This is a genomic window from Bradyrhizobium sp. USDA 3315 (genome assembly GCF_054056795.1).
In genome coordinates, this window is the sequence record NZ_JBSRYP010000001.1 from 2,850,900 (window position 1) to 2,868,536 (window position 17,637).

At 59.1% G+C, this 17,637-nt stretch carries 17 protein-coding genes; 11 read left to right on the top strand and 6 right to left on the bottom strand.

What is annotated here, in order from left to right; translation table 11 throughout:
• Positions 1-43: 43 nt before the first annotated feature.
• Positions 44-1,123 (bottom strand): alpha/beta hydrolase, encoded by a 1,080-nt coding sequence (locus ACVIYL_RS13050; protein ID WP_456778751.1) that lies wholly within the window; start codon positions 1,121-1,123, stop codon positions 44-46.
• 556 nt (positions 1,124-1,679) lie between these two features.
• Here ACVIYL_RS13050 and ACVIYL_RS13055 point away from each other — a divergent pair.
• Positions 1,680-2,210: a hypothetical protein gene (locus tag ACVIYL_RS13055; RefSeq protein ID WP_456778752.1), complete on the top strand. Its 531-nt coding sequence runs from the start codon at positions 1,680-1,682 to the stop codon at positions 2,208-2,210.
• Between the two features lie 203 nt (positions 2,211-2,413).
• A complete protein-coding gene (locus ACVIYL_RS13060) occupies positions 2,414-3,220 on the top strand; it encodes an LssY C-terminal domain-containing protein (RefSeq protein WP_456778753.1) in 807 nt (268 codons plus the stop codon).
• Between the two features lie 196 nt (positions 3,221-3,416).
• On the opposite strand, the gene ACVIYL_RS13065 is transcribed toward ACVIYL_RS13060, so the two are convergent.
• From ACVIYL_RS13065 to ACVIYL_RS13075, 3 genes are all read right to left on the bottom strand, one after another.
• Positions 3,417-4,358, bottom strand: coding sequence for a helix-turn-helix domain-containing protein (locus ACVIYL_RS13065; RefSeq protein WP_456778754.1), 942 nt, complete (start codon positions 4,356-4,358; stop codon positions 3,417-3,419).
• Between the two features lie 224 nt (positions 4,359-4,582).
• Positions 4,583-5,539 carry a helix-turn-helix domain-containing protein gene (locus tag ACVIYL_RS13070; RefSeq protein WP_456778755.1) on the bottom strand — a complete coding sequence of 319 codons (957 nt, stop codon included), beginning with the start codon at positions 5,537-5,539 and terminating at the stop codon, positions 4,583-4,585.
• A 217-nt stretch (positions 5,540-5,756) separates the two neighbouring features.
• Positions 5,757-6,239 carry a DUF2721 domain-containing protein gene (locus ACVIYL_RS13075; RefSeq protein ID WP_456778756.1) on the bottom strand — a complete coding sequence of 161 codons (483 nt, stop codon included), beginning with the start codon at positions 6,237-6,239 and terminating at the stop codon, positions 5,757-5,759.
• Positions 6,240-6,615: 376 nt separating this feature from the next.
• On the opposite strand from ACVIYL_RS13075, the gene ACVIYL_RS13080 reads away from it, so the two are divergent.
• The 9 genes from ACVIYL_RS13080 to ACVIYL_RS13120 all read left to right on the top strand — a co-directional run bounded on the left by ACVIYL_RS13080 (position 6,616) and on the right by ACVIYL_RS13120 (position 14,009).
• Positions 6,616-7,101 carry a DUF992 domain-containing protein gene (locus ACVIYL_RS13080; RefSeq protein ID WP_456778757.1) on the top strand — a complete coding sequence of 162 codons (486 nt, stop codon included), beginning with the start codon at positions 6,616-6,618 and terminating at the stop codon, positions 7,099-7,101.
• A gap of 46 nt (positions 7,102-7,147) precedes the next feature.
• A complete protein-coding gene (locus tag ACVIYL_RS13085; RefSeq protein WP_456778758.1) occupies positions 7,148-7,519 on the top strand; it encodes a hypothetical protein in 372 nt (123 codons plus the stop codon).
• Between the two features lie 519 nt (positions 7,520-8,038).
• Positions 8,039-8,710, top strand: coding sequence for an outer membrane protein (locus ACVIYL_RS13090; RefSeq protein WP_456778759.1), 672 nt, complete (start codon positions 8,039-8,041; stop codon positions 8,708-8,710).
• Between the two features lie 195 nt (positions 8,711-8,905).
• A complete protein-coding gene (locus ACVIYL_RS13095; RefSeq protein ID WP_050423713.1) occupies positions 8,906-9,259 on the top strand; it encodes an HdeA/HdeB family chaperone in 354 nt (117 codons plus the stop codon).
• A 211-nt stretch (positions 9,260-9,470) separates the two neighbouring features.
• Positions 9,471-10,334, top strand: coding sequence for a helix-turn-helix domain-containing protein (locus tag ACVIYL_RS13100; RefSeq protein ID WP_456778760.1), 864 nt, complete (start codon positions 9,471-9,473; stop codon positions 10,332-10,334).
• A 165-nt stretch (positions 10,335-10,499) separates the two neighbouring features.
• The gene (locus tag ACVIYL_RS13105; protein WP_456778761.1) at positions 10,500-11,213 is read left to right on the top strand and encodes an outer membrane protein; all 714 of its coding nucleotides are present in this window, start codon (positions 10,500-10,502) and stop codon (positions 11,211-11,213) included.
• Positions 11,214-11,298: 85 nt separating this feature from the next.
• Complete coding sequence (locus tag ACVIYL_RS13110) at positions 11,299-11,955, top strand: hypothetical protein (protein WP_456781816.1); 657 nt, start codon at positions 11,299-11,301, stop codon at positions 11,953-11,955.
• A gap of 448 nt (positions 11,956-12,403) precedes the next feature.
• Positions 12,404-13,516: an HlyD family secretion protein gene (locus tag ACVIYL_RS13115; RefSeq protein WP_456778762.1), complete on the top strand. Its 1,113-nt coding sequence runs from the start codon at positions 12,404-12,406 to the stop codon at positions 13,514-13,516.
• A 31-nt stretch (positions 13,517-13,547) separates the two neighbouring features.
• Positions 13,548-14,009, top strand: coding sequence for a hypothetical protein (locus tag ACVIYL_RS13120; protein ID WP_163151333.1), 462 nt, complete (start codon positions 13,548-13,550; stop codon positions 14,007-14,009).
• A 611-nt stretch (positions 14,010-14,620) separates the two neighbouring features.
• Here ACVIYL_RS13120 and ACVIYL_RS13125 read toward each other — a convergent pair.
• Both ACVIYL_RS13125 and ACVIYL_RS13130 read right to left on the bottom strand, forming a co-directional pair.
• Positions 14,621-15,631 (bottom strand): phospholipase D-like domain-containing protein, encoded by a 1,011-nt coding sequence (locus ACVIYL_RS13125; protein WP_456778763.1) that lies wholly within the window; start codon positions 15,629-15,631, stop codon positions 14,621-14,623.
• Between the two features lie 25 nt (positions 15,632-15,656).
• Positions 15,657-17,636 (bottom strand): ABC transporter ATP-binding protein, encoded by a 1,980-nt coding sequence (locus ACVIYL_RS13130; protein WP_456778764.1) that lies wholly within the window; start codon positions 17,634-17,636, stop codon positions 15,657-15,659.
• Position 17,637: the final 1 nt, after the last annotated feature.

Consider the following 17,637-nt stretch of genomic DNA (forward strand, 5'->3'; position numbering starts at 1 on the left):
CGCGACGAGATCTATTGAGTTGTCTTGCTTGCCAGACCTGGTGCTATCTGTGCTTTACCTGAGCCGAGGCTGATCGTTGCTCGTCCGGCAGTCTTTGCTCGATCATCGTCATGACATCGGTGATGTCGTCAAAGGCCCGGCTATGCGCATTGTCGCCGGAAGTCCTCAGCTTGGTGAGATCGAACACGGCGATATTGTCGCGCGCGAGCTCGCTGCGGTACGGCTCTTCATGGACGTTCACGTCGCCCATCCGCGGAATGCCACCCCAGATGATTTTCGAGACGTCGAGTGCCGTGTCATCGCGTGATACGAACAACTCGATGCGTGGCCGATATGGACCCATCCGCTGGATTTCGCTGCGAAAGACATCGACGTCGATGTCCGGGGCAACGAGGAGCGCGTTTTTCAACTTGTTGGAGCGATCGCGGTTCGTCACCGCTGCCATTTGAATGGAGCGGGTCCTCAATGCCTCCAGCGTGACCCAGTTGCCCATGGAGTGCGCGACGATGTTGATCTCAGCCACGTTGGGATCCCGTGAGAGTGTCGCCAGCAATTGTTCCAACGCATCGCGCGAATAGTTGGCGCTCTCGCGGTCATAGGTGTAGGCAGACAATGCCACTTCGCCACGGGAAGGCCATGTAAAGAGAACTGGGACAGCCTGCGACTTCGAGTCGTGGACGATCTGCGCAAACCGGAATACGGCTTCGTCGAACCGGTTGTTGAATCCGTGGACGAAGATGAGAACCCTTCTTGGGCCGGCCTGCGTCGCCCGGGCGATTGCTGAGCTGAACTCTACCTTGTCGATGTAACTCGCGGCCGTCGTCACGAATTCGCGCTGGGGATTTCCCGGCGCTGATGCCGGCGATTGGACCTGCCCGACCGTCCGCGCCGCATCCGGCGGAATCGAGATTGTGACGGTGGCGTAGGAAACCTTGCTCGCGCGTTCACCGCTGAACATCATTCCCGGGTTGTCGGGGACAGCCTGCCTGGTCGTCGCCACAAGAATCGGCACTTGCGTCGCGCCGTCCACGGTGACGTCGACCGGCGTCATCATCTTGTCGGGGAGGCTGGCGCACGCGCCGCAGGTCAATGCTAGTGCTGTCAGGATCAGAGAGCGCAACATGGTCCAATAACTCTGCGAGGTGGCGATGACCTGGCGGCGCTGGCGCGGCTTTCGTCCACCGCGAGAATCCCATCAAGCCCAAACCTTACGCGAGGCCGAGCGCCGGCAGGAGGCTGGTCCATGTCGACCAGTGACTGCGTCAGATCGGTGATGGTGCCGGCATCGACGCTCAATCCTTGCGCTGGGCTGGTCAGGAGGATGTCCCCTTCAGCAATACCAGCTGGCAGAGCGCTGGCCTATGCAAAATCTGACACTTTGGACTACGGCTACGTTGAAAGATGTCGAAGGCTAACGTGGTGGATCAATCCGCGCCCGGCCGTTGTCGTGCAGGCTCGTCGAGGAGGGTTATTGTCCGACCGTACATAGGAAGCACTGAGAGAGTTCATCCACGCCGCCGAGCGCAGGTCTGAAACTGCATAGTCATCACTGCGAACCACGTTTATCCTTTGCATGGTTTGTAGCGCATCAACCGAGCATCGACCTCATGGACGTCGTCCGACCAAATTCGGTCAGGTCGTGAGCTATCAGTCGTTTTTCAGATCGCAAGGAGGATATCATGGCCACGAGACGTAAATTTCTCGCCGGCGCGGCGGTGGCCACGTCGGCGCTGGCCTCGACAAAATGGAATCGCGCCAGAGCCGCGGGAGAAGCGCCCAAGATGGGTGAGTTTCTGTTTGTTCAGACCTCGAAAGGCATGACTTTCGACAAGGGTTCGAGCAAGCTGACGCTGACCGGCATAAGTCCGATAACGGTCTACTTTACCGATCGTCCTGAACGGATTGCGGGCAATATGAAGACTGCGGCATTCATTCCCTTCTGGAGCGAAGGAAAGGATAGCTTCAAATCAGATCCGCCCAACGCAGATATTTCGTTGCTCGAAAACGGAGGGCTCACGCAAATCATAGCCGAACTGCAAGAGCCGGTGCTGAACGGTGACGATCTTAGCTACACGGTCAAGGTTCTCAAGGGTGAGGTTCCAGTGAAAGCCAACGACGTATCGGTGTTCATCGACATCATCGGGCGGCCATTGACACCGATGTCATTCGCCGGCGTCGGTCGACGCGCCTATCGAAGGGCTTACTGGTAAGCTTGGCGGAGCGCCGATTCGGCGAGGACTGGCAGCAGGAGCGACCTTGCCGGCAAGATGCCGGCAGGGCTTGCGGACCGGTAAGGATCCCTGCTGATCGCATCCACCAGCAACAAAGGCTCGTCCGCCGGTTGAGGCGCGAGGGGCACGGACGGAGGCTGCAGAACGAGCTATCGCAACCGACTGGGCGGTGGTGGCGACACATGACGCAGATTGAAGGCAGGCGACGACGGTGGATCATTCTTGTGGGCGGCGCGCTGATCGCCTACCTCCTGCTGGCCTATATCGTGCTGCCCGCGTTATGGAGCCATCACGAGCGCGAGCCGGGCGTCGCCGGCCTGCCCATGGTCACGCGTACCGGCGACGGTATTCCAGGCGATGCGCTCAATGTCGGACTTGTCGGCAGCAGGAACGACGTCCTTCGCGCGATGCACTCTGCCGGCTGGTATCCGGCCGATCCGATCACGTTACGGACAAGCATCGAGATCGTTGGCAGCGTGGTGCTTGATCGGCCATATCACGACGCGCCCGTCAGTCCGCTCTACTACGAAGGAAAAAAGGAACAACTCGCCTTCGAGAAGCCCGAGGGCAAGAGTGCCGACCGACGGCACCACGTCCGCTTTTGGCAGGTCCTCGACAAGGGAACGGAAGGCCGTCCGGTTTGGCTCGGTTCAGTAACCTTCGACCGCGGGGTCGGCTTGAGCCATGACACGGGGCAGGTGACGCATCACATTGCTCCCGATATCGATGCCGAGCGTGATGGGTTGATGCGCGATCTGCGCGACGCCGGCATGGTTCAATACTTCTTCCAGATTTCTGGAACGGGTCCGACACTCTTTGGCCGAAATGGCGAAGGCGATCCCTACTATACGGACGGCGAGATCGATGTTGCCACCCTCGTCGTCGAGGGCATCAGGCAAGCCCAGCCGGCTCCCACGCTGTCGCCGCCGGCGCTGATCGCGCTGAAGGACCAAATCTGGCATGGTGTCCGCAACGCGATCAGCCAATAGCGAGGATCGCTGGACCAGCTCGTCACTCCCTCTCGTTGTCGCGACTAGTTGCGTCGGGGGGCGCCAAAGCCGGTCGAAGATCTGACTTCTGGCCAGACCCGCCAATCGTTGCTTCCGTGATCAACCCGGTTGTCCATCTCGGACAACTCGTCCTCGCGCTCCGCCTGCTGTCATCGAGCAGCTCTCCGGAATACAGCTAAGTCTTGCGCTGAAGCGTCGTCAGGGGCGCTTCTCCGAAAGCAGCACGGTACGTCGCAGCAAAGCGTCCGAGCTCGAAGAATTGATGCTCCCGCGCGATGCTGGCGACGCTTGCGCTGGAGGCATCGGCGTGTCGTAGCGCGGCGCGGGCCTTGTTCAGCCTGCGCAACAGAAGGTATCGCATCGGACTTACGCCGAGAATCTCGTGACAGCACATCCGCAATGTGCGTTCGGCCACGCCGATTTCGGCACAAAGATCGGGCAACGTGATCTTCCGGTTGACGGATTTGCGCAGCGCTGTTTCGAAACGGGTCATCAAGGCTGTGTGGTCGGAGCGGGTCCTGGAGCTGTCCTCCGTCCCGTCGCCGGTGAGGCAATGGATCACGGCATGAATTGTGTCTTGTTCGAGCGCCCTTGCCACTTCGGGCTGCTCAATCAGTTTGTTTGCAGGAGTCGCGAGGTGACAGGCGTGTTGGAACAGCTGCTGAAAACGGGACAAGTCCGCACGGGAAGGGCGGAGTAGTCTGGTGGAGCGCGGCGGCAGGATTGGCTCGCCGGTCAATGCCGCACCACTCTTTGCAAGCTGCTCCATGGGCAAGGATATCAGGCCCCATTGGCATTTGCCGTTCGATCGCTGATGCATCCGCTGGCCGGGGCCGTGAAAGGCGATCTGGTCGCTTTGGAAGGCTAGCCCGTCGCATTCCAGGCTCACCCGGCCAACTGGAAAGGACAAGAAGACCCTGTCGGCTGCGAGCGAAATGCAGGCAATGCGCGGCAGCGATTCGCGCAGCCGCATGACGACGAGATGGTCCAGTTTCAGCCGCAGCAACTCCGCTTCGAAATCCCCAGGACCGGTTATCGTGAGATTGACACCGATATCGCCAAAGCCGGCTTCGCAGGCTCCGGGATCGTCAAACCTTGAAATGGAGCGTTCAGCCATGTCCCCTCGTCCCATCGGACGGGCGGATGGCTCTTGCGACCATTTGATGCCCATGGGGCCCGTCGATGAGGCACCATCAGGCAATCGACAGGGGTCGACTATGCAATTCCTGCGCCATGAGACAAAAGGGCGCTTCAAAAGATCGGAAGGATATTTCGCTCGGAAGCTGCGCTGGTGCAAATCGGCCGGTCGATCTCCACACTGGGGTAAAGCAAATGCTGCGACTAGTGAAGCCGTCCCACGAAGACTTCGGTTGGCAGTGTTGTGGGACGAATGAGGTGGACATCGGGATCCTGCGCGGGCCGTCGCAGTGTTTCCGAGGGTAGCTCTCTAAACAGCGTGCGGTAGGCGACCGAGAAACGCCCGAGCTCCCAGAACCCGTAATTGGTCACGATATGGGTAACGGTCGCCTTGGATGCGTCAGCGCGCAGCAGCGCGCGCCGGACCAGATACATTCTTCGCATCGTGAGATAGCGGATCGGAGCCATGCCGAGATGTTCCTCGCAAGCCGATCGCAGCGTTCGCTCGGAAACGTTCGTCGCAGCGCAGAGTTCGGTCAGATAGATGGCACGGTCCGAGTTTTCAGCCAGATAATCCTCGAGCCGCGCGATAATCGCATCGTGACGCCGCCTGCCAGCGGTGGTCTCGATGCCGGCGCCTTCGGCAAGGCATCGAACCATCAGATAAGACATTTGTTGTTCGAATCCGCGACGTAGCTCCGGCGATTCTAGAACGTCCGGCGTCGTGCGGGCTAACTCGCCAGCGGTTTGGTGCATCTTCAATAGGCGCGACATCAACTCCGGGCGGGGCCGAACCACGCGGGTTGCCAGCTGCTTTTCCAGAAAGTCAGTTCCAACGACGGTCGCCAGCGCTGCACTCAGTTCATCCTCGGGGAGCGACATTCCACAATAGCGATGGTTGGCGCCGGTGCGCTGGTGCTGCAATACGTCGAGCTTGTCGATAACGATATCGCCCGGCGCGACGTCCATGCCGCAGTGTTGAATCGAGGGGCCTTCCAACTGCGGCAGAAAGCTGATGGATCTGCGACCGGGCCGGACGGCAAATCTAGCGATTTGAGGCAGATTCACCTCGTACCGGCTCATCCAAAGGCGATCCAAACCAATCTGCTCAATCCTCAGATCGAGCTGGCCACGCTTCGTCGGAAATACGTTGGTCTCCATTCCTTGAACGGCACTCGGGCAAAGCAGCGGATCCTCGATCCTTATCCTTCTAACCCAAAACACCTCGGGTACCTCCGCAACACTCGGATGCCTGAGCGAGATCGCTCAAACGAAAACATCGTCTTCAAAAATGCAAGTTGAAATCCTATCTCATACAACTTCCGCTCAATGAAGCGGGTCTCGGCCATCACGAGGAATGATGGATGATTTGGAGCGCTCAGACGTTTGAATTTTGAAACGAGGCATTTTGCCGCGGGTTTCGGCTTGGTTTGTGATGGCTGAGATCATGCAGCGACAGGCGGGCCTCGCGAACCAGATCCACCAGCGAAAGGGTGAAGAAGCTCAGTGCAATAACAAAGAGCAAAGCAACCCCGTATTCGTGCCGAAACTGGAAGAAGGCGGAGACGAACGCCAGGATTACCAGGAGCGACGTGACAATCGCGCTGATCGTCGAAAGAACGATCGCCTTGTTCAAAAGCACGGCCCGGCGCCTGAGGTGCGGCACGTCGGGGGGCGTTGGGGAAATGTCGACGTCGATTGTAGCGTGCAGTGCCTGTAGCCTGTCGACAATGCGGTTCATCCGTCCGATCAGAAGCGAAACGAAAGCCGCAACTGCGCCAAGGAGAAATGCTGGTGCCGTCACCTGCGAAATGACCTGCGACAGGTGCGCGGCGGTCGGTGTGTCGATCAGCATCTGCATCCTTTTCTCCGTTAACCAGGTGCGCGCGCCCCGAATCTCAGGCGCTGTTGGGACGAAATGCCCGGATCGAAAAATCGGCTAGCGCGCGCTTTCAAGGATCGATTATGCAATTTTTGGCAGAGCAACCACTGGTTTGTCCAGCCTCGTCGTTCCCGCCTACGCCAGGCAGACGCGCGCATGCGCAAAGCGGCTCGGCTAATGGGCCGCCCTGCTATTCAGCCGTCGAGGTGCGATTTTTCGCTCACGGCCGGTTCGGCCTGCCGATTTTGCATAGTCTCGTCGGCCCAGTGCATGCTCATCTACGAGAAGCAGAAGGCGGTTCAGGACTAGCGCCTGCCCGCGATCAACGAGGTTTTGCGAGATGATCGGGAAGCGAATGCGCGTACAGGTTCTGGCTGTCCTCTGCGCCTTCGGGGCATGGTCTGGCTCTGTGTCTTCCGCGGGCGCCCAACAGGCATCTTGGACGCAGATCGGCATGCTGGCGTGCAAGGTCGACCCTAGCGTCGGGTTTGTTATATTTGGCCATCAATCAATGTCATGTCGCTTTACTCAAAACCCGCCGTTCCCGATTCAACTCTATGAAGGCGCGCTCAACACCGTCGGAATCGATATCGGCGTTTCGGCTGGAGGCGCATTCGCTTGGGCGGTTCTTGCTCCGACCGCGGGCCCCCCAGTCGGAGCTCTCGCCGGCGAATATGTCGGGGCGTCAGGCGATATCGGCCTCGGCCTCGGCGCCGGCGTCAATGTCCTTGTCGGTGGCTCGGGGCGGTCATTTGCGTTGCAGCCCGTCTCCGTAGAGGGATCAATTGCCATTGATGTCACCGTCGGCCTTTCCGGCCTGCAGCTGCGTCCGGTCTATTGAAGCTCCACACCTTTTTGCGTGACGGGATGGGACGCAGCTCAAGTTCGTGGTGCCGTTTGGCGGGAGCGAGCGCGCGAAGATAGGCGAGCCAACAGGAAACGAATCGGAAGACCCGGTGCCAACTGACCTGTCGAAAACATGGTATGTTTCGTTTGAGGTGCCGAAGAAGGTGCGCAAGGCATCGGCGCAACGACGTCCGAGACAAAGTGAGAGCTTTCCGACCAAGCTCGATGCCCAGAGGTTTGCGCGCGAGAAATTCGAGCAAGGATACATCGTGACCGCGGGCACCATCAATCCCTGCATACCGCGACGCGCAATTCCCTCGACGCTTATTCACCATTGGCTTGCAGAAATGACCGAGCCGCCATTTGTCGAGCCGGCCTCATTCGAGGACGCCAACGAGGCAGATCTGCCGTAGAAGCCGCCCGCGATGCGGCGACCTATGCACCCGCACAATTTGCATAGACCGTTCAGGCGCGTTGTCGATATCGTTCCACCAAGCTCGCGCGACCACAAAAGTTGGGCGCGCCATTGCATTCGCTGTGTCCTCCGTTTTGATTTCTGCTCCAGCAGAATCGCCCGTGCCGGAGACGACGATCCGCCGAGGACGCCGCTGCATTTCGCACGCTGCTGACCATGATGGCGTTCGGCAAAGTTCAACCAAGCCAGAGCACCCGACCGCCGCTCCAGATCACCGGACTGTCAGAATTGGCATATTCGGCAACTCGCGAAGGTAGGCCTGCGGTCAACATCGATGGGGCGATGCTTCGGCTGCGGCAACTGCGCCACAGGTGGAAAAATTGAAAGCAGGCGTCAGATTCTGCATAGCGGGTTGCGCGCGCCAGATGCGATTTGATGCTGCTCGAAATTCTTCAATCACTCAGGTGGGGCGATGAATAAGATTAGTAAGTTTGCAGTTGCGATCGCAGCTTCGGGGATGATGGGCGGCTATGCGATTGCAGCGGATTTGCCAGCGTCGCCCGCCTACAAAGCGCCAGCTCCCGCTGTCGCCGTCTATAACTGGACGGGGTTCTATGTCGGCGGCAACGCCGGCTATGGCTGGGGTAACCAGGACCCGCTGGTGCTGTTCTCAAACAGGTTCGATCGTGCCGGTTTCGACATCAACGGCGGCATGATCGGCGGCACACTGGGCGCGCAGATTCAGCAAGGATATGTTGTGCTCGGTCTGGAAGGTGACATTGACTGGGCCAACATCAGCGGCTCGTCCGTAGTAACACCCAGGATTTTCGGCCTCGGGCAGGGTGTCACGCTGAACACCTCGTCGAGCATTAGCGCGCTTGCAACGGCAAGGGCGCGGGTCGGCATCGCCATGAACAACGTCTTGCTCTACGTCACGGGCGGCGGAGCCTTCGTCAAGTCGAGCGCCAATGCATCGACCATTGCCGGTGTGCCCTGCGGCACGCTTGGCGTCCTGCCGTGTTCGGGCTCGTCCTGGCGCCCGGGCATCTCGGCTGGTCTGGGCTTCGAATATGGCTTCACGCCGAACTGGTCTCTGAAAGCCGAGTATCTCTACACGAAAGTCGTCGGCACCGGAGTGAGCACGGATGACCTGAATATCGTGCGTGCCGGCGTCAACTATCGGTTCTGAGCGGAGCCGCATGCTCAGTCGTCCCGACAAGCTGGGTGCCAGTCTGCGCGGTGCAGACCATCCCGTAGTATTGCCTTGATCCTGATCGCGCATCCGAGCCGACGGTTTCGGTTCGGATGCCGGTCGAGCCGGCGGCGTTTCGCATTCGATCGCCGGAATCTTTCCACCTCTGATTCACTTACGAATGGAGTCCCAATGCGTTTGAGATTACTGCTTTCCGCCACGCTGCTTGTTGTCGCCATGACGTCAGCCAGGGCTCAGGTGCCGCTGTCGTCTTATGTTGATGCGAATGGATTCATCGACGTCCAGACGCTGACTTGCGCGCAACTCGCAGGGACCTATCAGGAAGACGCCGATGCGCTAACGGCCTGGTACAGCGGGTGGTACAACGGCCTTGCCAAGAAGCATTTCCTGGACCTGCGTAAGGGCAAGATCGCGGAGCACGAGGTGATCGTCTACTGCAAGGCCAATCCCGAAAAGCGCATCATCGATGCCATTGCTGTGGTGTTCAAAGCCGAGCGGGAGCTGATGGGCATTCAGATGAAGTAGATCGTCCGCGAGCGGATCGGTCATCTGCGGACCCGATCCGCTCGTGCAGTTCTGCCGACGCAGCACACTTTCCTCCTATCTTCTTCGCTTGAATTGCCGCTCTGACGGGCGGAGTATTTTAGAATTGAATGATTTCGGGGAATACACCGACGCCATTCGGGGCGCGAGGGTGACGTTTCTAAAGTCCGCTCCATCCTCGCACCGGTGGGGCGTGAAGTATCTCGCATTGCGTCGCGCGATTCTTCAATTCGGCGCAGACGGCGGCCCGGGAATCGTCCATGGCGTCACCGACCCGAATTTTACCACCCTGATCATCCAGTCGTCCAACTTCGACGATCGCGTCCTGCTCGATGGCGCGCGTTGCCAAGCGTCGGACCTGGTCATTTTGCCTCCGGGTTGTCACTTCACCTTTGTTCGTTCCGGTCATGTCGAATGGGTAGCGTGGTCGCTGCCGCGGGAAGAGAGTATTGCATCGAAGATCCTTCCCGCGGTCACGAGCCAGGCTCCGCCGAAGACGGCCAAGCATCTCGTCCGGCTGCCAGAGCGAATCGCATCGCGACTGATCGAAGCATCGAGGCAGGCTCTGCGCTCTATCTCCGATTCTGCTCCGGCCGACCGGCCGGTGATCGCCTGGGTGACGGAGCTCGCCTTGATGGATGAACTTGCTTACGTCTGGGACAATCGCGCAAGCGAAGTCCTGCTGCCCAACAAATACACGGTCGGGTCCGAGCGTATCGTTCTGGAGGCCCTCGAGTTCGTGAGGAAAAATCCGGAAAGCATTATCCATATCAAGGATATCGTAAGAGTTACCAAGGTGGAGTACCGAACCTTGCTGCGCGCTTTCGAGCGCTATCTCGGCTTCTCGCCAAAGCACTATCTGAAGCTGCGGCAGTTAAATCTGGTTTACCATGAGATCCGTCACATGGGTTCGGCCGGCAGGCTCGTCGATATCCTGGTAGCCCACGGCGTCACCGAGTTCGGCAGGTTTGCCGGCCGCTACCGGTGGCTGTTCGGCGAGTTGCCATCCGAGGCACATCGTCGATCTAGCGCATTGAGGCCCGACAAATCGCTGTGAGTTTGGAGTGGTGTTTTGGTGCAACACCACCGTGAATTGGTCGGCGATGACAGTTTCTGCATACCAACCGAGCGAAGGTCGATGGCACATGGCTCATGTGTTCTCCACCTTCGATGAGGTTGTCAGGTTATGAGAAAAGTTGGTTTGCTTGCCACGGCGGCGGTGATGTCCGTTGCGTTCACCGGTATTGCAAAGGCCGCGGACCTTCCGCAGCGGCCGGTCTACAAGGCGGCTCCGATCCCGGCGCCGATGATGTATAACTGGTCCGGCTTCTATCTCGGCGCGAACGCCGGGTATGGCTGGAGCAATCAGTGTGTCGATCTCACCGCCATCAATGGAATTGGCGGCGTCTTCGCCGAAGGCTGCAATAGCAAGGGCGGCGGCATCGTCGGCGGCCAGATTGGCTATCGCTGGCAGGCCGGACAATTGGTGTACGGTCTTGAAGCGCAGGGCGACTGGGCCAACATCCGCAACACGCGCATCAGTGCGCAGGATCCGGCCCGCACTTACAAGTCGACCCTCGCCGGCCTGGGTCTCTTCACGGCTCAACTTGGCTACGCGGTCAACGAGGCCTTGTTCTACGTCAAGGGCGGCGGCGCGGTTGGTAGCCAGGACTTTGCCATCCTTGACAGCGTGACCGGCACGGGCCTCGCCTTCGCGAGCCGGACCCGCTGGGGTGGCGTCGTGGGTGTCGGCTTCGAGTACGGCTTCTCTCCGAATTGGACGGCCGGCATCGAGTACGACTATCTGTGGCGGGTGAACGAGAGCAACACTTTCTCGACGCCGTCATTGGCGCCCATCGCGTCGATCACCACCAACACCAAGACGGACGCGAATCTTCTCGCAGTTCGCCTCAACTACAAGTTCGGTGGTTACTAATGAAGAAAGGTGGCCGGCCGGTTCGGCCGGCCTCCATTCTTTCCCATCATGCCTCGGCCCGGATAATCCCTGATTTTGGAGTTGAATCATGTTGTCGAATACGATGCGTGCAGTTGCCTTTCTCGGTGCTCTGACGGTCGCAAACATGGCCCTAGCGCAGGATACTGCGTCCCATGCACCGCTAAAGACGATCGGGGCCAGCAAACCCCAGATCGTTCCATCGCTGATCGTCTTCAATTCCAGGGGCGCAAACCTGCAGCCCGGCAAACTGGTTCTCACAGGCATTGCGCCAAATGCGATCATATTTGCGGATCGGCCGGTTCGCTCGGCTGGCCATGACCTGACCAGTCATATCGTTGAAGATTGGGGAGCCGGCAGCGACAATTTTGCAAAGAATCCGCCCAACGCCACAGTGTCCGTATTCCAGAAGGACGGCAACACCGTGCGCGATGTTGTTGTTACCTTGAAAAATCCCAAGCTCGAGGGCGACAACCTTGCCTTCGATGTCGACCTTCTCGAAGGTGACATCAAGGGCGCCGATGGCCCCGCGTCCGTCTTTATCGACATCATCGGCCTTCCCTTTACGCCGCTTTCATTCGCGGGCGTTGCGCGACGCACGGCCTATCGGGGTGCGTATTATGCTGGAGCCGCCGCCGCGGCAGGTGCCGCAGCAGCTTACGCGTACGGCCCGTATTATCGGCCACCCGTTTGCGGGTACTATCCTTATCCTCCATGCTATTAACGGAACTGCGCGTAACTTGGCCCCGGCGTTCTTGCGCCGGGGCCGGGCCAGTTTCGGTCTGATGCCCGCGCTGGATCTATCTGGCACGCGCACTACGGGTTTGAAGGCCGAGCCCAGGCCATAGATCGGACGCCGCGGCCGGAAGCGGGGCTTGCCGAATCTGCATAGCGGGTCGCCGCATTTTCGGTAGCTTGGCTAGCGGACGAGATGACGCTTAGCGTGTCGGGCCCGTCCACCACGGAAAGGGAGTAGCCACGCCGCCATCGATTCTGAAGGCTGGTGAGGAGACGTCGAAGTTCTCCCGGCTTCAAGCGCCTCTCATAGAGATCGGATCTGGGTCGGCTAGATGCGAGGCGACAGTCGTGGATGCAAGCATTTGGCCGATACTGCCGTGCTACCGGGCTTGTTGGTGTCCAATCCGGTACGCGCCAGTTAGAGGAATTCAATCGTGCTCATCATCCTGACGCTGTACTTGATCCTGGTGTGGCTCGTCTTCTTCAGGATCAAGTTGGTGCGATGGGGGTGGGCGTCCGGCACCGTCGCAGGACTGTTCGGCGCCTTCATTCTCGCGGCGTTCCTCGCGATGTTCAATTACCTCACCCCGTCGGGAAGCTTTGTCGTGATTTCCCGCGTCATGGAGGTCACGCCGAATGTGTCCGGCGAGGTGATCGACATTCCGGTCAAGCCTAACGAACCGGTGAAAGCCGGCGCCGTGCTGTTCCGCATCGATCCGGCGCCGTTCCAGTACAAGGTCAACCAACTTGAAGCCTCGCTCGCCCAGGCGCGCCAGCAGGTCAAGCAATTGACGGCCAGTTACGAGCAGGCGACTGCAAATGTCGACGGGCTGACCAAGCAACTTGCCTTTCACGCCCAGCGGCTTTCCGATTACCGCAAGCTCACCAGCGAGCAGGCGCAGACCGAGTTTCGTCTGCAAGACGTCCAGGTGCGATACGACACGGTCGAATTCCAGCTACAGGCGGCCAAGGCCGCGCAACTGAGTGCGCAATTGGCGATGGAGTCGGAGATCGGCGGGGTCAACACGACCGTCGCGCAGATCCAGGCCCAGCTTGACCAGGCCAAATGGGAGCTCGAGCAAACGACGATCCGTGCTGTCGGCGACGGCGTCGTTACGATCATGGCCCTGGCCGCTGGAGACCGCGCGATGCCGGCGCGATCGGTGATGTCGTTCGTCGTCACGGACGATATCCTAATCGCAGGCATGTTCGCCCCCAACGGATTCAAGACCATCAAGCCCGGCGCGCGCGTCAAGCTGGTTTTCGACGACGACCCCGGCCGCATCCATGAAGCGACGGTCGCGGCCATTCCGCAAGGCGTAGGCCAGGGCCAGATCGCGGTCTCGGGTTCGCTGGCGCGCGTCGGCTCGATCGGCGGCGCCAAGGTCTATCCGGCCGCCATTTCCATACCGAAAACCATCGACCGCAGTCAGCTCAGGCTCGGCATGCCCGGCGCCACCGCCACCGTGTTCGCGGACAACGCCGGCGTCATCGGCTTGCTCATGTCGATCCTGGTATGGATCGGTTCGTACACGGCATATCTATAGACGCCTTCCGTTTCACTCTCGGCTCGAATCGGTGGTCCACTCAGGCATCCCGGAGGAGAAAATGAGTCTTCGATCTGCATGCGCCGCTGCCACCATCGTCTCGGTCGTTCTTCTCACCGAGGTATATTCGGGCGCCCGCGTCTACGCTCAGCAATCGACGGGCCAATTGCTGATATCATCGGGTTTCAATCCCATCGCCGCCACCGCGCCGGAGATGCTGAAACGACTGATGTCGTTTCCGCCCAATCAATTCCAGCTACGGCAAAAGGGCGGGCGGCCCTACTATGTCTACGCCGATCCCACCGGATGCACCTGTGCGTATGTCGGCAGCGTGGCCGCGATGAACAAATATCGCGCCAGCTTTGGCGCATTGCCGGCAGATGCGCTTTCAGCAGGTGGCTTTACGGATCCCGAGCAGAACCTGATCAACAGCATGGACAACGACGAGGCCTCGGCCGAGTTCAATAACGATGTGTTTGGTCCGGACTTTTAAGCCGCTCGGATGAATCAATGGATACTTTCAATTGTAGTCACCGCGCTATGCTGTCACTTCGTTGGACACGAGCTTCCGAGCACAAAACCAACTCTAACCGTTCCGGGCGAACAGGAGGAACTGGGACCGGGCGGCAAACGACCGTCGTTGCGGCGTCGTCGAGCCTTGCGATTATCCAATTGGCGCATGCACAGGTCGATCGGAGTGGTTACGCCAGTCCCGACCAGCGCATCGTCGAGGCGATCGCAGTAGCATGCCTGGCACACGGGATAGGTTGAATGTTCTGCCGTCATCGGTTCCCGGCCGTTCGGGAAATGATAGTCGAACATAGAAAGGCATTCGACGGGAGCCGGTCTCAAACGCTTAACGGAAAATTCCGACTTGCCGTATCGGCGCCGACCAGCGCCGTGGCGTCCACTCGACGACGAGCCGAGATGCCAAATGACGAGTCCGTGGCTGTCCTCTCTCGCAGGTGCGATGGTTCGTTCGCAACTCCGTCGGTGCGCAATGCAAACATGTGCAGCAGTCCCGTTTCTCGCAGGCACCAGCGATGCAGGAGATCATTGCCAGATAGAGGGCTCTTGTTCTTGATTATCGACCGACTCAGCCAATTAGTCGTTCTCGTGTTTTTGCGAGGGGTCGAGGGCAAGCAAATCAGCCCCCTTGGTGCCGTGCTTTTCGAAGTCCGCAAGAATGCCCGCATCGGAAAGATCAAGCTTTTTTGAATGCTTCCAGTCGTGTCGAGTGGTCTCGACCAGTCGTTTGACAACATGATGGGCATCAGTTTCGACGGCAAGCTCACGCCTATCGTCGAAGCTGCCCGGTGTGAGGTTGATCGACCCGACGATCGCCCGCTCCTCATCGGCGAGCAGCATCTTGCCATGCAACTTCAGGTGCTTCAGCGTGTGGATCTTAGCTCCCACGTCATGCATGATCCGAAGGCCACCGATTCCTTCGACGAGTTTGTTCTTCTTCAATTTATGCGACGGGCGTGCCATGATGTGAACTCGGACACCACGCTCAATGGCGCGGACTAGGCGTTCGATGATCACCGTATCCTGATAGCGCTCGTTCTGGATCCAGAGCGTCTCCTTGGCGGAATCGATGAAGCGCGCAATACGTTCGCGCCCGTTGTTCGGGCACCAGATCAGCCCCGATCTCGCACTGGGATCGAACTTCTGGTGCATCCAATCGGCGTCGAAGCACCTCACCATCTCCGAAACCTCGATCTTCTTGGTCGTGACAACCGCGTAATCCCGTGTTTCGGTCAGGTCGCGTGTTTCCCAATTCAAAGATTCGATGAAGCCAAGCTCGTCGTCGACCACCATTGATTTCTGGTGAGTAACGGCAAAATCAGGACTGCTGTATCGAACCTCGACACCGCCGGCAGTCAACTGCTCGCGCGCGATTTCGTTCTCGCTATTGCCGTCGCGGCGGGCCGGATTGAGCATGACACGAACGTTAAGGCCACGCTGCCTGGCCGCGATCACCGCTTTCAGCAGCGTCGGGTCGGTGAACAGGAACATGCGGATGTTGAGCGAGCGCTTGGCCGCATTGATCGGATCGAGAATCGAGTTGACGGTATCGTCGGGAAGCACGATGAGGCTGTGCGACATGTTCATGAATCTCCGGGCCGAAACGCTGCAATCACGAGACGGCTTTCGCAGAAGCCTGGTTCGAAGTGTCGTATTGAATGCGATGAAGTTCGGCGTACACCCCGCCCAGGGCGAGCAACGCGTCGTTCGAGCCCTGTTCAACCACAACGCCATCCTTCAGCACGACGATCTTGTCGGCGTTGGCAATCGTGCTGAGGCGATGGGCTATCATGACGACCGTGCGCCCCTTCATCAGCCGACGCAATGCGTCGATGACGAGGTGTTCCGATTCTGTGTCGAGCGCGGCGGTGGGCTCATCGAGAATCATGATCGGGCTGTTGCGCACAACGGCGCGGGCGATGCCTATACGTTGCCGCTGGCCGCCCGACAATGTGTCGCCCCGCTCGCCGACCATCGAATCGTAGCCATGCGGCATGGCGCTGATGAAATCGTGAGCGTTGGCGACTTTTGCCGCGGCGATGATCTGTTCCTCGGTGGCACCTGGGCAACCGTAGGCGATGTTCTCGCGGATCGTTCCGCGAAACAGCACTGTTTCCTGAAGCACGAATCCGACCTGCGAGCGCAGGGTCGCGAGCCTATATGAAGAAACGTCCAGGCCATCAATCAGCACCCGCCCGCTGCTCGCCTCGTAGAACCGTGGCAGCAGACTAAGTACAGTTGATTTGCCAGAGCCGGTGGGTCCGACAAGGCCTACGACCTGACCGGGCTCTATCTCGAAGCTCACTTCTCGCAGTATCGGGACGTCGTCATATCCGAAGGCCACCTTATCGAAGCTGATGGCCCCCTTGACCCGTCCGGGATCGACGCCGTCCACAGGGTCGTTGATGACATCGTCGGCCGACAAAATCGTTTGAATGCGCTCCAGCGCAATGGTCGTCTGTGCGATCGTGCTGGTCATGCTCGCCAGATCTTTTACGGGTTTGAAGAACTTGGCCAAGTACGCGAGGTAGACCGTCAACGCTCCGGCCGTCAGGGCACCCGCAACGATCAGCGACGTCCCCCTCCAAAGGACAATGCCGGTGCAGATCGCAACAACAATGCTCACCGTCGGTGACATCAAGGATTTGATCTTGCGCGCCTTCAGCGCAGCTTCCACCGTGGCGTGGCTTGCGGATTCCAGGTGCGCTATCTCAAGGTCCTGCCGACCAAATGCCTTCACTGCACGAACCGATCCGATTCCTTGCTGCACGACTGCAACAATCTCGCTCTGCCGGGCGCGCACGGTTCGCGTCACCTCTTTCACAGCCTTCTTGAAGTGAAACAGAAACACCAGCAGAAAGGGCACGAGCGCGACAGCGATCAGCGTGAAGTCCCAGTCTAGGTAGAACATCAATCCCAGCATAAACAGGATGGTGATGAGATCGACGAGGATATCGAGTGTCGCGGACGATGCGAAATCCTGGATGGTCGAGACGTCGCTGGTGATCGTAGACATCAGGGTCCCGGTCTTGACATTGTCATAATAGCGCAGCGATAGCCGATGCAGATGCGTGTAGATCTGTACGCGTAAATCGTTGGCAACCCATTGGCCGACACTGGTGGTGTAGTAGTTGTCGATATAAGCCGCGACTGCGCCGACGACGGCGATCAGCAGGGTTGCGATGCCAGCAAACAGCGCAACGCCTGCGGTGTGTTGTCCGAACCCATAATCGTGCGCCCAAGCCAGCCAGTCCGGCATTCGGTGCCGTCCCAGCGCGTCATCGAGGACCAGCTTTAGCGGCCAGGGGGCCGCCAGGCTCATCGCAATCTCAATCAGCATGGCGGCGAAAACGATGAGTAGCCAGCCTCGATACGGCCTGAGCAACCCCAGAACCATCGAAGTGAGCCCTTTTCCTTCGTGCGGCTTTTTGAGCGCCACGGTGGCGCTCGAAACGACGGCGGCAATCGTCTTCAACAACATGTCGGCCACGGCCTCCAGCGTCGTGCGATCATGTGCGTAACGAACCTGCGCCGCTATGCAAAAACAGACAAACCAGGGCATCAGCAAAAGCTTCTGCTGCGACTGGGACATC